This is a genomic window from Rossellomorea sp. LjRoot5 (genome assembly GCF_964253455.1).
Taxonomy (GTDB): Bacteria; Bacillota; Bacilli; order Bacillales; family Bacillaceae_B; genus Rossellomorea.
Window position 1 is genome coordinate 3377543 of record NZ_CAXUQN020000001.1, and the last position, 15729, is coordinate 3393271.

Here is a 15729-nt window from a genome sequence, read left to right on the forward strand (position 1 = left end):
ATGGAAATGACACTTATTTTCGTCACGGTAGGATTTCTGGCAGCACTTCAAATGGCGGTTCCTTTCATTGTGAAACGAACGGTGGTATTCGGTGTAACCATTCCTGTTGAGGAGGTAAAGAATGCCCAACTTCGTCATTATAAAAAACTTTATGCCATCCTGACATTGTTCGTCTCAATCATCGTGTTGGTCACCTATTTCATTTGGGCAACCATGAACACTCTCACCGAAAACCACCTCATATTTGCGGGATTGTTTATGCCCTTTGTCATCTTATTCATTTCAATGGCTCTCTATTTTTATTTTCATATGAAAGTGACGCAAATGAAAAAGCAAGAGCAGTGGTTCAAGGACCGAAAACAGGTTCGCATTTCTGAGTTGAACCTCAGGACGAAAGATGAAATGCTCCCATGGATCGTATATGTCGTCCCCATGGTCATAACAGTCGGGTTAGTGGTGTTTACTTTATTAAATTACGCCAGCCTTCCTGAACAGATTCCTACCCACTGGGGACCGGATGGTAAGCCTGATGCTTTCACCAGTAAAACATATCTTTCTGCTTTAACCCTTCCTCTCGTGCTACTGGTAATGAATGCCATGTTCCTCGGGATCAATGAACTCACAAGAAATTCCGGCATCAAGCTGAGCGCAGGGAATGTCAAGTCTTCCCGCGTCCGTCAGCTGCGCCTTCGAAAGTACACGAGCTGGCTATTGTTCTTCATCTCCATCCTGGTTTCCATGCTGTTTACGTTCCTGCAGTTCACCACTCTGTACGAAAACAGCGTCAGTGACCTGCTGATCATCACGATGCCACTAGCCTTCTCTGCACTTGTCCTGATTGGGACAGTCATACTCGCCATTAAAGTGGGGAAAAAGGATTCAGACCTGGATGTTGAAATCATCGATGAAAGCTCTGGAGATGTGATCAACGCTGACGACGATCAATACTGGAAAGGTGGCCTCTTCTACTTCAATCCCGAAGACCCTTCCATCTTCGTCGAAAAACGCTTCGGAGTAGGGTGGACAATGAACTTTGCAAGACCCTTGGGATACATCGTCCTCATCGGACCACTCCTCGTTATACTAATCGTGACACTATTATGATATAGAGGGACGGACCTCAAAAATCAAGCAAAGACGTGAGGCAAACGTCCTGCTGATTTGAGCTCCGTCCCTTTCGTTATACTATTTCCACGTTTTGTCTTCCTCCTGAACTCTTCCATTATTCACCTGAAACCGAGGTCCGTCCCTACTGAAAAAGGCTCAATCTCTGGAAATTCGACAATTGTTATGGACAGATTGTTCGGAATACTATATAAATAGTAGATGGAAACTCACAAAGAAAACGTTTACAACACGAGATGACAAGGAGGATTCTATGTTAGATGTGCTAGACAAGATTAATTCATTCTTATGGGGGACACCAAGTTTAGTACTATTATTCGGTACGGGTCTATTCTTAACATTTATGCTGAAAGGACTTCAGTTCCGTAAACTGATGTATGCTTTTAAACTTGCTTTCACGAAAGAGAAGCCTTCCACATCCTCTGATCAATCAGAGGGGGATATCAGTAACTTCAAAACGCTGATGACGGCTTTATCTGCAACGATTGGCAATGGGAATATTGCCGGAGTGGCCACGGCTCTGACCATCGGAGGACCCGGGGCGATCTTCTGGATGTGGATCGTCGGTCTGCTTGGGATGGCCACGAAATACGCAGAAGCCCTGCTTGCCATGAAATACCGTGTAAAGAATAAAAACGGGGAATACTCCGGTGGTCCTATGTATTATGTAGAAAAGGGGCTCGGAAGTAAGTGGAAGTGGCTGGCCGTGGCATTCGCATTGTTCGGTGCATTCGCCGCTCTCGGCATCGGGAACAGCGTGCAGTCCAATACGATTGCAGACGTCATGAATACAAGCTTTCACATTGACAATCTCGTAACAGGAATCGTTCTCGCTGTCCTGACAGGATTGATTATCTTCGGAGGGATTCAGCGGATCAGTACCGTCGCTTCCTTCTTTGTCCCGGTCATGGCGTTCCTGTACATCGGTGGCTCACTTCTGATTATCGTCTTAAATTACGATATGATCATTCCAGCGTTTAAAATGATTTTCTTCTACGCATTCAATCCTGTGGCAGCTGCAGGTGGGTTTACAGGGATCATTATTTCAGAAGCGATCAGAAGCGGGGTATCAAGAGGAATCTTCTCAAACGAAGCAGGTCTTGGTACAGCAGCCCTGATTGCCGGCAATGCGAAAACCGACCACCCGGTCAAACAGGCACTTGTCGCCATGACAGGAACATTCATCGTCACGATCATCGTGTGTACGATGACCGGTCTCGTTCTTTTAATCACAGGTTTCTGGGATCCGACAGGTGGAGCGATATCCGGTGTCGAGCATGCTCCGAGCCTTGATGGCGGGGCATTGACGAGCGCCGCGTTTGGACATGCTCTCGGTGTAGTCGGAGAATATATCGTATCCTTCTCAGTCATCTTCTTCGGATTCTCGACGATCGTCGGATGGTACATGTACGGAGAGAAATGCTTCGAGTATTTGACAAACTATCGATTTGCCAACTCCTACAGGCTTATTTATATTATTGCGACTGGACTTGGGGCAGTGGCGAATCTAAACCTGGTATGGGCCTTTGCAGACATGTCCAATGCCTTGATGATGATTCCGAACCTGATTGCATTACTATTACTCTATAAAGTCATCGTTTCGGAGACAAATCATTATTTCAACGAATACATGCCGATGATGGAAGCTCGTCCGAAAAGAAAAGCAAGTTAAAGAAAACCGGTGTGACCCCTGTCACACCGGTTTTTTGAATTTGATCAGGCATACCACTTATGCCACATATGGTCATTTCTTCCTCTGGTAAAGGCATCCACCCGGTTCGGTCCCCAGGAAACGACTCCCGGTGATGAACGCACGCCTCCCCGTGGTGCACCAAGATCCTCCCAGTTGCTCCAACGGGAACCGTTCCACCATTTGTGCCACATATTGTTGTTGTCTCCACGGACGAAGGTGTCGATTCGATTGGTTGCCCATGAAGAAGCTGCCGGAGCCCCTTCAAAACCACGAGGCGGCGATCCGAGATCTTCCCAATTACTCCACCTTGAACCGTTCCACCACTTATGCCACATCCGGTCATTGTTTCCACGTACAAAGCAATCGATCCGATCTGGTCCCCATGATACGGCACCAGGTGAGTCCCTCAAGCCGCCTCTTGGAGCGCCAAGATTCTCCCACTGACTCCAGTTACTGCCGTCCCACCATTTATGCCAAAGATTATTGTCGTATCCCTGGACGAACACATCCAGTCGATTGGCGGACCAGGATGATACCGCCGGATCTCCCTTGAAGCCCCGGGGCGGTCCACCAAGGTCTTCCCATTCACTCCATCTTCTGCCGTCCCACCATTTATGAAAGAGAGTATCCCGATTCCCCCTTACAAAGGTGTCAATCCTGTTTCTGCCCCAGGATACGGCAGCCGGCGAACTCTTTAATCCCCGCCTTGGAGCTCCGAGGTCCTCCCAATTACTCCAGCGGGAACCGTCCCACCACTTATGATACATTCTATCGTTTTCACTTCTGACAAACGTATCCAGCCGGTTTGCCTGCCAGGATGCAACGGCAGGTGAACCCTTCATTCCCCGTGGCGGTGCACCAAGATCCTCCCATTCCCTCCAGTTGGCCCGGGAGTCGAATGGATCCGTATAAACAGACTCTGGGGCATATCCCTGAAAAGAATAGTTCTGCGGATAGTAATCCTGGTGTGGAACGTATTGCTGATAAGTATGAGGTAAATACATATCTTCATAATCATTTCTTACTTCTGCTCCAAATGGGCAGCACTCATACGCTGTTGGATAAACCGGATGGCGTCGTTGAAAAAACATACTGCATCCCTCCTCAAGCCTACTGTATGCAGAAGCCCAGATGGGTGAGCATGTACAATGATTGACGATTTTTTTGTAAAGGTTAAAAGTATACTTTTCAATAAAGAAAAAAAGCACCCTAAACCTAGGTGCTTTTACCCTTATGAACGGAATTAGCCTTTAAACGGCTGTGGCTCCTCGAAATTTTTATTGTCTTTGCTCTTAGGGCGAACCGCCTTATACCACTGATAACAAAAGATTACGATCAGAATCAAATCAATCATATCACCGCCATAATACATAAGCATCCCTCCACTCTGTGCCTGCTCGCGGGGTATTCCAATCGGAGGGTGAGCATAAATGTATTTAGACAAAATGCCATGGCCGCTCAAGGCAAGAATCAATACAATCCCTCTGTAAATATATCCTGTTCTATGCGGGGCCGGATCAATATAGATCATGGAAATTGTAAAGAGATATCCAGCCAGGAAGACGTGGATGTGTATGAATAAATATAGGAGTATATCGTGATGCATGGCCTCGTACAAACGGGTGGTATAAAGAACCCACAGACCTCCAATATTGAGGATGGCAGCGACAATGGGGTCACTCACCAATCCCATAATGCGGCTTTTAAGTATGTAGGACAGTCTCCTGGCAAGGGTGACTGGCAACGTCCGCAGTGTAAGTGTGACCGGAGCAGCAAGTACCAAGAGAAGAGGGGCCAGCATTCCTAAAAGCAGATGACCAAGCATATGAAAAGAAAACTCCATATGTGCCCGCTGAGCCACCGGTCCTGATACAGCAACCAAAGCACAGCCGACACCGATGATCCATAAGATGGTACGGGAAACCGGCCATTGTTTATGCTTACGATTGGAAACTACCACAGCAAGGAGGTACAGTGCTAATACAACTATAAAAGGCACGGCTAGAAGAATATGGGAATTCGAGCCCGCGCCTTGAGATACGTTTAAGATAGAATGATCAGTTTGCATTTGCAGTATTCTCATATTTTTTATATCTCGTATTTACAACCATTACGACCCCGACAAGAATCATAGCCGCCGCACTCGCATTCCAGACTACATCATACATAAGGAGATTCTCCACATAACGGATCTGATGAAGCCCCATCAGCTTATGCTGCACTGTCCCGTCATACAATTGAAACCCTCCTGCTCCAAGCAGAATGCCTCCCCACCATCTTTTCTTCCACAGCCCTTTTTTACGGCGTAAGTCAGCAAACATAAACAAACCTCCGATAGTAGCAAACCAGCTAAATGCATGAAAAAAACCATCAGATACGAGCCCGATCGATGTGGTGGACTTGTCATAAAAATGATGCCAATGAAGCAACTGATGAAATACAGCTTCATCGATAAATGCCACGATCCCCATGCCAAATAAGATACCGGACCATAGATTCCGAGTTGAAGACGTCTTTGTGTAGTTTGCTATCATCGTTACAGCATCCTCCTTTGTAAATTATTAGCCACTCTACCCTTTCCTGTATGTAGGTAAACTTTTCATATACGGGTGCAAAGTGTCCAGTTGATGTATTGAAATGCCGGTCTGAACCTATTCTTGATAGGTTTACCGTGAAGTACCCGGCAATAGTAAAAGTAAAAAACAGGACCTTTCGATTAGAAAAAGGCCCTGTCTTTCAATGTTAATCCTGAATGATATACTGTTGATACTTCTCAAAGTCACTTACCTTGCACTCAAGTGTCAATTTCGTCCCTGATTCTTCATATTCTGTTTCCACTACATTTGCTTGTTCATTGAAATAAGATATCAAATGACCTTGATCAAATGGTATAAGCATCTGACACTTTTTATAGTCTTTAAAAATATAGCTTTTCACAACTTGGAGCAATTCGTCCACCCCGATTCTCTTCTTGGCCGATAAATAAATTCGATCCTTTTCGACTCTGGGAACTTCTCCTTCCACTAACTCTGCTTTATTAAAGGCATAGATGACCGGAATATCTCCTACTCCAATGCCTTCAAGCGTTTTGTCAGTCACGTTCATCAATTTCTCATGATGTGGATCAGAATAGTCTACCACATGTATGATGAGATCCGCTTCCAGCACTTCTTCAAGAGTGGAGCGGAACGCCTTGACCAGTTGATGGGGCAGTTTGTTCACGAACCCGACCGTATCTGTCAGGAGAAATTCTTTTTTGTCCGGCAGGGTGATGTTTCTTACGGATGTCTCCAAGGTCGCAAATAACATATCCTTCTCAAAGACCTGCTTGTTCTCGTTCGGATGGAAGGTTTCCACAAATGCATTCATGGTCGTCGATTTACCCGCATTCGTGTATCCGACAAGAGAGACGACGGGGATTTCTCTCTTTTTCCGCTGCTTTCGCTGTGTGGTTCGCAGATCGACTAATGAATCCAGTTCTTTATTCAAGGCTGTAATTTTTTCTTCAATACGACGGCGGTCAAGCTCAAGCTTCGTTTCACCGGCTCCTCGGTTGGCCAGTCCCGACCCGCCACCTTGACGACCCAGTGATTCCCGGCGTCCAACCAGGCGGGGCAGCATGTATTGCAGCTGTGCCACCTCAACTTGCAGCTGTGCTTCACGGGTTTTCGCCCGCTCTGCAAAAATATCAAGAATCAGCATCGTTCTGTCCATCACCCGGACATCAAGCTTTTCCTCGAGGACCCGGATCTGAGAAGGTGCAAGTTCATCATTTGTAATCAAGACATCCGCTTCCCATTCTTCAATAAGCGGCAACAGTTCGTCAATCTTCCCTTTTCCAATATAATGCACGTGATTCGGCCGAGGCAGGTTTTGAGTGAGTTCGCCCACGACATCGATTTGCCTGGCATCTGCCAACCCTTTCAGCTCTAAGATAGAATACTCAAAGTCATTGTTCTTATCCTTCGTATTAACGCCTATGGCGATGGCTTTTAATCTTTCTTCCATTACATAGTCACTCCTGTTTGTTTATTTTGGTCATGATGGTGCAGAAAAAAGCACAGGCCTCCGCCTGTGCTTTTTGTAAATGGATTTGAATCTACCAATGGCATAAGAAGAAGACCGCATTTTCCCCTGGCGTGTTTTTCATTAAAAACACACAATAGCGCCTCTCGGTAAGTATTCAATTCTATTTTTAAGAGAGTGTCATACGCACTCCCTTCCTTCATTTCACGTCGAATGAAGAATTCCTTTAAAAATAGTCAGACCAATCCCATTTACCCTGCACACAGGCAGAGCCTTTGAACTTATTCAATTAAGCGTTCAAATTGCGGATGCGTAGTCTGATCAAAATCAAAAGGAAAACCTCCATTTCTCATAAGTTACACCCATTCTACCACACCCTGTGAAGGATGGGAAGATATGGTTTGAGGGACGGACCTCCAATTCCATTGATCAAGAGGTCCTGCAAAGGTTATTTCGAGGTCCGTCCCTCACCACATTACCTTACTAAAGAAAAGAACCCCCAATCTTTCCTCTTTTCCGATTGATTCACAAACGGATCGGGGAAAAATTGGAGGTCCGTCCCTCAAGCTTACAGGAGATCTTTGAAGTCTCGTGCTTGGAGATCGAGTCTTCGGGCTGCACTGCCGATTTCTTTGAATGCGAGGACGGCCTGTTGGTTGCGGTCCTGGTTATTTGAAATGCCTGATTGTGACCGGACCGTTCCTTCATTGATTTTTTTGATCTCTCCTGTGATTCCTTCCACATGGGAGTTCACTTCCTGAATTGAATCCTGGACCCTTGTGGCAAGCTTTCTGACTTCTCCGGCTACGACATTGAATCCTCTCCCATGTTCTCCGGCCCGTGCCGCTTCAATGGCAGCATTCAGCGCAAGAAGATTGGTTTGAGTCGCAATGTCCCTAATCGTTTTGACAATATTACCGATTGAATTTGCCTGCAGAGTAAGAGACTTCAGCGTTTCCATATTTTCATTCGAGTCCTGCACCAGCTTCCCGGTGGCCATAGCCGCTTCTTCACTTCTTGTAATACCCTGCTCCGCTTTTACGCTTAACTCTTCAGACATCTTCTGTAATTCAGAAGCGACCTTTTCAATTGTGGTTTCCCGTTCCGTAATATCCGTCGCGATCTTCACAACACCTTCTAGCTTTCCTTCTTCGTTATAAACTGGTGTATATGTAGCCTCCAGCCAAAGGAGTTTCCCAGTCTTCGTGACCCGCTGAATTTTCTCCTGAAAGCTTCTCCCACTCCTTAAGTCCCGCCACAATTTCTTATACTCCAGACTTCCGGCAAACTCCATTGTACAAAATGCCTGATGGTGCAACCCAATCATTTCTTCTGCATCATATTCCATCGTATTTGCGAAATTCCCGTTCACCCATAGCACATTTCCGTTAACATCGAATTCAATCATGGCAAGCGATTCTTCGATGGCTGCAAGTAAAGCAGACTCCCCAAACACTTGAGTACTATTTCTTGATCTTGCTTTCAGCACTTCGCAACACTTCCTCTTTTTCAAAAAAATTTGTAGAAACAAAACAAATATGTACCAAAGAGATAGTAGTCGTTTTTATGAAGGCTCTCAGTTTGGCGTGTGCTGGCCGGTTGCGCCACTCGCTCCTATTCACTAACAGCGCCCATTTCATCAGTGAATGATCCTTGCTTCCAACTCATATATTCGTAAGACTATCCTACTAGTTAGACCTATATTTAACAACTATTACCCTCTGAATTTAATAAATTTTCTTCCATTTATATATTTAAACGAAAAAAGACCCCCATCCCACCTGCAACCCTGTGATGTAAAGGCTGCCGTAAGATTGGAGGTCCCTCCCTCATATTATTCAGTTCCCTTTTTCCACTCTTCTTCCTCGATCAGCATTTTACCCGGCCATGTGTAAGCCATGATGCCTCCGTCTGCTGTGATGTCTTCACCTGTCACATAAGAGCTGTCATCCGATGCCAGGAACAGGGCAACCGTCGCCATTTCTTCAGGTCTTCCCAAACGGCCCAACGGTGTGATCCACTTATTAGCCTCCCTGAATTTCTCGCCCATCTTATCCTGTTTGCTCCCGACAAGATCGTCAATCAGAGGCGTCTCGATTGTTCCTGGTGAAAGAGAATTAACACGGATGCCATGTCTCGCATAATCAATTGCCATAGCCTTTGTAAAGTTGATAATGCCACCCTTTGCCGCATTGTAGCCGGACCGGTCCAAATCTGCCGCTTGCCCGGACATGGATGCTGTATTTATAATGGATCCACCATTTTCAAGCATAAGGGGAATGAAATATTTGCTGCATAAAAAGGTCCCTCGCAAATCCACTGCGATGATTCGATCAAATAATTCCACAGGATATTCATGCACTTTTCCACCTTGTTCATCTACCCCAGCGTTGTTAAAGAGGACATCGATCACACCAAATTTCTCTCTTACCTTTTCAGCAATCGACGCGACGCTTTCCTCACTGGAAACATCGAGTTGAAATGCCATTGCATTTCCGCCCTCGCTTTTGATCTCATCCACAGTTTTATTCATTTCCTCTTCCTTCACATCTGCACACACCACAGTCGCTCCTTCATGCGCAAACACTTTGGCAGTCGCTGCCCCGATTCCTGTTGCAGCTCCTGTAATCACCGCAACCTTACCATCCAATCTTCCCATAAGAGAAACCCTCCTTGAAATATCTAATGGAGAGTATTTTCCCTTTATGTGAAATAGTAAACATAGAGAGGGACGGACCTCCACGTAGCCTGTTTCATCCTCGGATGAAAGGCATTTGGAGGTCCGTCCCTTTTAAAAGAAGCTAGGTTAGCATCCCAAAGTACTGCAAACAGCGTTTTTCAACACAGATACCAGGTTGGTGTTTGGAGCCAAAATCGATACCAACAACCAAGCGACCAACAATAAAACGGCAATTAGAAAGGTAACAAGTCCTAACGACATATAGAATCCCTCCTTTCTATTCATAAATCTAGTAAGTGAGCTCTCTTACAAAGTTATCCTATGAAAAAATGATAGAGTTGGACCGGCAAATATAATAGAAAAGAAAAAAAGGGCCTTTCCCCGTCTTAACAAAACATTCACAAACAATGGGTATTTCGTGTGATTGAGATAACCATTACATGGGTATACACTATACTGGAATGAACATTCATTCCGCATTACCGTTATGAAAGGCTGAGTTGGTATGTCAATGGCATTAAATAAGCGGGACAGCATTGTAGCGAGTTCACTTGCTCTATTTGCAGAACGGGGTTATGACGCTACAACAATTCCCATGATTGCCTCGTCTGCAGGCGTGGGAGCAGGAACGATCTATCGCTATTTTGAAAATAAAGAAGTCCTTGGAAATACGATTTTTCAAGAATATGTGAGGATTTTTACTGAAACAGTGGAATATGCTTTCCCTTATGAGCAGTCGATACGGAATCAATTTCATCATATTTTCCAATCAATGATTCAGTTTACAAAAGAACAGAGCCAGGCGCTCTACTTCATCAGAACACATAGCAGCGCCCATTTCCTGAATGAAGAAAGTCACGCATGCTTCGAGGAATTGTTGAATCTATTTAAATGCTTCTTCGATTCTGGTAAAGAGAAGAAGGTCATCAAGAGTCTGCCTTCGACGGCTTTGATCGCCATCCTTTATGGTGCCTTTCTCGAGCTTCAGCGACTTGTACGGATCGGGGAATTAGAGCCTGATACCTCCATGCTTACAGATGTAGAGGAAAGTATGTGGGATGCTGTTCGATTACATGTGTGAGAAACGATTCGTTTCTCATGCCCTAACCGGAATGAACGTTCATTCCGTAATAACCAATCCATTATACGAGGTGAAGGAACCATGACACAACAATCTCAATATCCACAACCGAAAACATATGGACCACTCGGGAGTTTGCCCGTTATTGATAAAGAAAAACCACTACAATCATTTATGAAGCTTGCCAGAGAACTGGGACCAATCTATCAGTTCCAGTTTCCAGGCAGAATGAGCACCTTTGTGTCCAGCGCTTCCCTTGCAAAAGAAATATGCGATGAAACCCGTTTTGATAAGAAAGTCGGACCTGCCCTGCAAAAAGTGAGAGCATTCGGTGGTGACGGCCTTTTTACCAGTGAAACGACAGAGATGAACTGGAAGAAGGCTCATAACATCCTACTGCCAAGTTTCAGCCAGCAGGCCATGAAAGGATACCACTCAAAGATGGTGGATCTCGCCACCCAGCTCATTCAAAAATGGGCACGCTTGAATCCTGCAGATGAAATCGATGTCCCTGAGGATATGACCCGTCTGACCCTGGATACCATCGGACTCTGTGGTTTCAATTACCGTTTTAACAGCTTCTACCGGGAAACCTCCCACCCCTTTGTCGACAGTATGGTCCGGGCTTTGGATGAAGCGATGAACCAATCACAGCGCCTCGGTCTTCAAGATAAACTGATGATCAAATCGAAAAAACAATTCAGGGAAGATATCGAGTACATGTTCTCCCTTGTCGACGAATTGATTGCCGACCGCAAGGCGAATGGGGACCTGGGGGAAGATGACCTCCTCTCGTATATGGTGAAAGGAACAGATCCTGAAACAGGAGAGGCACTCAGTGACGAAAACATCCGCTTTCAAATCATTACCTTCTTGATTGCAGGTCACGAAACGACAAGTGGACTCCTCTCCTTCGCCCTTTACTACCTGATGAATCATCCCGAAAAACTGAAAAAGGCTCAGGAGGAAGTCGACCGCGTCGTTGGCGATAACATTCCGGAATATAAACAAGTGAAACAGTTGAAGTATGTCCGCATGGTCCTGAATGAAACGCTGAGACTGTGGCCGACCGCCCCTGCATTTTCTGTTTATGCGAAAAACGACACCACTCTTGATGGCAAATATGATGTCAAAAAAGATGATGTGTTCACACTCGTTATTCCTGAATTACACCGGGATTCATCCGTCTGGGGGGATGACGTGGAAGCCTTCATACCTGAACGTTTTGAGGACCCGTCTTCCATTCCCTATCACGCGTACAAACCGTTTGGAAATGGACAGCGTGCCTGCATTGGTCAGCAGTTTGCCCTTCATGAAGCGACACTGGTGCTCGGCATGGTCCTGCAGCACTTTGACCTGATCGATCATCAAAACTATCAACTGGATGTCAAAGAGACGCTGACTCTGAAGCCCGATGGATTAACGATGCGGGTCACACCCCGTAAGCCTGCCATGGCATTCTCTGTCGCTTCCTCCGAAGAAACAAAACCGGAAAAAGCGGCCGCACCTGTCCCGGCAGAATCATCTCACGGCACGCCTTTACTCGTCCTTTATGGTTCAAATATGGGAACGGCGGAAGGAATTGCCCGGGATCTAGGGGAAACAGGTCGTCAACAAGGATTCCGGACAGAGGTAGCTCCATTAGATGAGTACAGTGATGGACTCCCAACAGAAGGAGCGGTCATCGTGGTCTCTGCTTCCTACAACGGAAACCCACCTGACAATGCTGGTCAATTCATTTCCATGCTGAAAGAAAGTGAGTCTGATGACTTTGATGGGGTCCATTACGCAGTGTTCGGATGTGGTGACCATAACTGGGCTACTACGTATCAGAGGATCCCTAACTTCATAGATGACCAGTTGTTTGAAAAAGGCGGGCACCGCATCGCAGAAATCGGGCACGGTGATGCAAGCGATGACTTTGAAGGAGATTATGAAAAATGGGCAGAGTCTCTTTGGCCGAATCTCGCTGATGAATTGAACATCGAACTCCATCAGAATGATCAATTAAACAGCTCGATTACAATGAATTACGTCAGTGATGTGAGCGACACACCGCTAGCACGCACGCACCATGCCTTTACAGCGATGGTGAATGAGAATACAGAGTTACAACACGCAGAAAGTGGGAGGAAGACGAGACATATCGCCCTCTCTCTTCCAGAAGGTGTTGCCTACCAGGAAGGCGATCATATCGGGGTCCTCCCGCAAAATCCGTCATCTCTTGTCGAGCGAGTCCTCAGTCGATTCAACCTGAACGGGCAGGACTTCGTGACATTAACAGGCGATTCCGGTAAAGCGGCGCACCTCCCTACAGAAAAGCCTGTGAAACTTTTTGAACTACTGGCCAATTATGTAGAGTTCCAAGAACCAGCTACCCGTTCTCAAATCCGGACTCTTGCTGCTCATACCGTATGCCCTCCTCACGTCGTTGAGCTTGAGGAACTGTTGAAGGATGAGAAGTATAAAGAGGCGATATTAAGTAAACGAATAACGATGCTCGATCTTGTGGAGAAGTACATGGCATGTGAAATACCCTTTGAAAGCTTCCTTGCACTTCTCCCATCATTGAAGGCACGCTATTATTCAATCTCAAGCTCACCTTTATACACAAACGGAGAAGCAACCATCACCGTCAGCGTCGTCCGGGGAGATGCCTGGAGCGGACATGGTGAATATAAAGGAATCGCATCCAACTACCTGGCAGAGCGATCCCGTGGAGACAAAATCTCCTGCTTTATCTCTACACCACAATCGAACTTCCAGCTGCCTGAAGACACGGAAACTCCGATTGTCATGATTGGACCGGGAACGGGAATCGCACCATTCAGAGGATTCATCCAGGCACGTAGCATTCTGAAGGAGCAAGGAAAATCACTCGGCGAAGCACATCTCTACTTTGGTTGCCGAAATCCTGAGCACGATTACCTGTACCAGGATGAATTGGAGAAAGCAGCACAAGAAGGAATCGTCACACTTCACACGGCATTCTCAAGATGCCCGGGTCAAGAAAAAGCATATGTCCAGCATCGACTGGCAGAAAATGCAGAAGAAATCCTGCCGCTATTAAAAAATGGCGGACGCCTATACATTTGTGGTGACGGCAGTAAAATGGCTCCGGATGTCGAACAGACATTAGGAGAAAGCTACATGCGTTTCTGTCAAACATCGAAAGAAGAAGCCGACCGCTGGATAAGATCATTGGAAGAGGATGGTCGATACGCGAAGGATGTTTGGGCAGGGGCATGATGTAAGAGAAGCGAATCCTTATAGGGTTCGCTTTTTTTAGTGATCATAATGGATTCGGACGTGTCCAACGTACATGTGCCACAATTAACTCAAAAAAGGGAGCTTCCGCTTCGGATGCTCCCCCTACTACTATTTCCCCCCTGTAAACGAAATCCCCTTAATAAAGTACCGATTAAAGAATGCATACAACAACAGTACGGGCAGCGTAAAGACCATTGAAGCGGCCATGATATAGTTCCAGTAGCTGACATATTGCCCTTTGAAAGTGTTCAAACCCAATGGAAGTGTGTACATTTCTGTATCGGTCATGACGATCAATGGTGTCATGAAGTTGTTCCAAAAGCCCATAAATACAAAGATCGCCTGAGCAGCCAGGGCCGGTTTTGCCAATGGCAATACGACTTTAAAGAAGATTCCGAAACGGCTCAGACCATCGATTTGAGCCGCCTCTTCCAGTTCCTTCGGGAAGTTGATGAAGAATTGCCTCATCATAAAAATGAAAGTAGCATTGATCATCGCCGGTACAATCATCCCTTGATACGAGTTTAGCCAGCCGATTTCCTTTAAAATCAAATAATTCGGGATCATGGTGACCTGTGCCGGAATCATCAGGACAGCCAGAATCATGATGAACAATGCCTTTTTTCCTGGAAAGCTCAACCTTGCCAATGCATATCCGGACATGGAATTAAATATGATATTCAAACCTGTACCGACAACGGCGATGAACAAACTATTGAACAGCCATCTCGGAAACAGCTCCTGCTTTATAAAAATTTGTTTGTAGTTATCTAAAGTGAAATCCCTTGGTATGAAATTCATCGCCCCGCTTATGATTTCTTCCAGCGTTTTAAAAGAAGAAGACAGTGCCCATAGAAATGGGATCAGGGTTGTGATGGCATAGCCGATCAAAACGATGTATAGGAGACGTTTACTGAACGTCTTTTTCTTTGAATTCATGTTTTAGTCCCCCCATTAATAAAGTGATTCTTCTTTAGAGAATTTACGTTGTATCAAGGTGGCAACCAGGATGATGAGAGCAAGTGCAAAGGCGAGGGCCGCTGCATATCCCATGGATCCCAATGATTTAAACGCATATTGGTAGATTAAGAGCACGACCGTTAACGTCGAGTTATTGGGTCCCCCGGATCCCCCTGAGAAGATATACGATTGATCAAACAACTGGAACGTGCCGATGACTCCCATGATCACGACGAAGGATGTAACCGGTCTGAGGAACGGAACAGTCACATAGAAGAACTTCTGAATCGCACTCGCTCCGTCCAGTTCAGCCGCTTCATATAACGAGTCGGGAATATCCTGAAGGGCAGCAAGATAAATGACCATGAAAAACGGGGCCGTCGCCCATATATTCATCAGCATGATGGCATTCAAGGCTATATCGGGATCTCCCAGAAAATTGTAGGTGGGCAAACCGACTTTATCTAATATGTTATTGATCAATCCTTCTTTGTTGTACATCCACATAAAAATCAGGGTCAATACGGCTGAAGACGTTAACGTCGGCAAGAAGTAGACGATCCGGAACAGCTTCTCACCCTTTAAACCTGCATTTAAGGTGGCAGCTAATACCAGTGCGAGAAATGTTTGGGTCGGTACCACAATCAGCACATATTTCGCTGTGTTTTTCAATGCAATGATGGCCCGGTTGTCTTCCATGAGCCGGGTGAAATTGTCGAAAGCCACAAAATCGAAACTCATATCACCAAGGAGTTGAACTTTATGAAAGGATAAAAAAATGGCATATAAAATCGGTCCAATGATAAACACGGCTAATACCAATAGTGTCGGTGACATAAATAAGTATCCTTGTCCTGCATCTTTTAATCTCTTTTTAGAAGATGGTTTGTTCAT

12 protein-coding genes are annotated in these 15729 nt (G+C 45.7%); 4 read left to right on the forward strand and 8 right to left on the reverse strand.

What is annotated here, in order from left to right; translation table 11 throughout:
• Nucleotides 1-1104 carry a DUF1648 domain-containing protein gene (locus ACSQ2E_RS17255; protein ID WP_435992514.1) on the forward strand — a complete coding sequence of 368 codons (1104 nt, stop codon included), beginning with the start codon at nucleotides 1-3 and terminating at the stop codon, nucleotides 1102-1104.
• Between the two features lie 274 nt (nucleotides 1105-1378).
• Nucleotides 1379-2797, forward strand: a complete 1419-nt coding sequence (locus ACSQ2E_RS17260; protein ID WP_435992516.1) for an alanine/glycine:cation symporter family protein — start codon at nucleotides 1379-1381, stop codon at nucleotides 2795-2797.
• A gap of 44 nt (nucleotides 2798-2841) precedes the next feature.
• Here the strand turns inward: ACSQ2E_RS17260 and ACSQ2E_RS17265 are convergent, their stop codons facing one another.
• From ACSQ2E_RS17265 to ACSQ2E_RS17290, 6 genes are all read right to left on the reverse strand, one after another.
• Nucleotides 2842-3909, reverse strand: coding sequence for a carbohydrate-binding protein (locus ACSQ2E_RS17265; protein WP_435992518.1), 1068 nt, complete (start codon nucleotides 3907-3909; stop codon nucleotides 2842-2844).
• Nucleotides 3910-4061: 152 nt separating this feature from the next.
• Complete coding sequence (locus ACSQ2E_RS17270; RefSeq protein WP_435992519.1) at nucleotides 4062-4886, reverse strand: cytochrome c oxidase assembly protein; 825 nt, start codon at nucleotides 4884-4886, stop codon at nucleotides 4062-4064.
• Nucleotides 4876-5352 carry a DUF2243 domain-containing protein gene (locus ACSQ2E_RS17275; protein WP_435992520.1) on the reverse strand — a complete coding sequence of 159 codons (477 nt, stop codon included), beginning with the start codon at nucleotides 5350-5352 and terminating at the stop codon, nucleotides 4876-4878. The genes ACSQ2E_RS17270 and ACSQ2E_RS17275 overlap by 11 nt, the downstream gene beginning before the upstream one ends.
• A 208-nt stretch (nucleotides 5353-5560) precedes the next feature.
• Nucleotides 5561-6826 carry a GTPase HflX gene (gene hflX / locus ACSQ2E_RS17280; RefSeq protein WP_435992521.1) on the reverse strand — a complete coding sequence of 422 codons (1266 nt, stop codon included), beginning with the start codon at nucleotides 6824-6826 and terminating at the stop codon, nucleotides 5561-5563.
• Between the two features lie 586 nt (nucleotides 6827-7412).
• Nucleotides 7413-8333, reverse strand: coding sequence for a methyl-accepting chemotaxis protein (locus ACSQ2E_RS17285; RefSeq protein ID WP_435992522.1), 921 nt, complete (start codon nucleotides 8331-8333; stop codon nucleotides 7413-7415).
• Between the two features lie 345 nt (nucleotides 8334-8678).
• A complete protein-coding gene (locus ACSQ2E_RS17290; protein WP_435992523.1) occupies nucleotides 8679-9503 on the reverse strand; it encodes an SDR family oxidoreductase in 825 nt (274 codons plus the stop codon).
• Nucleotides 9504-10029: 526 nt separating this feature from the next.
• Here ACSQ2E_RS17290 and ACSQ2E_RS17295 point away from each other — a divergent pair.
• Nucleotides 10030-10605: a TetR/AcrR family transcriptional regulator gene (locus ACSQ2E_RS17295; RefSeq protein ID WP_435992524.1), complete on the forward strand. Its 576-nt coding sequence runs from the start codon at nucleotides 10030-10032 to the stop codon at nucleotides 10603-10605.
• 81 nt (nucleotides 10606-10686) lie between these two features.
• A complete protein-coding gene (locus tag ACSQ2E_RS17300; protein WP_435992525.1) occupies nucleotides 10687-13854 on the forward strand; it encodes a bifunctional cytochrome P450/NADPH--P450 reductase in 3168 nt (1055 codons plus the stop codon).
• A gap of 129 nt (nucleotides 13855-13983) precedes the next feature.
• On the opposite strand, the gene ACSQ2E_RS17305 is transcribed toward ACSQ2E_RS17300, so the two are convergent.
• Complete coding sequence (locus ACSQ2E_RS17305; protein ID WP_435992527.1) at nucleotides 13984-14814, reverse strand: carbohydrate ABC transporter permease; 831 nt, start codon at nucleotides 14812-14814, stop codon at nucleotides 13984-13986.
• 15 nt (nucleotides 14815-14829) lie between these two features.
• Nucleotides 14830-15729, reverse strand: coding sequence for a carbohydrate ABC transporter permease (locus ACSQ2E_RS17310; protein ID WP_435992529.1), 900 nt, complete (start codon nucleotides 15727-15729; stop codon nucleotides 14830-14832).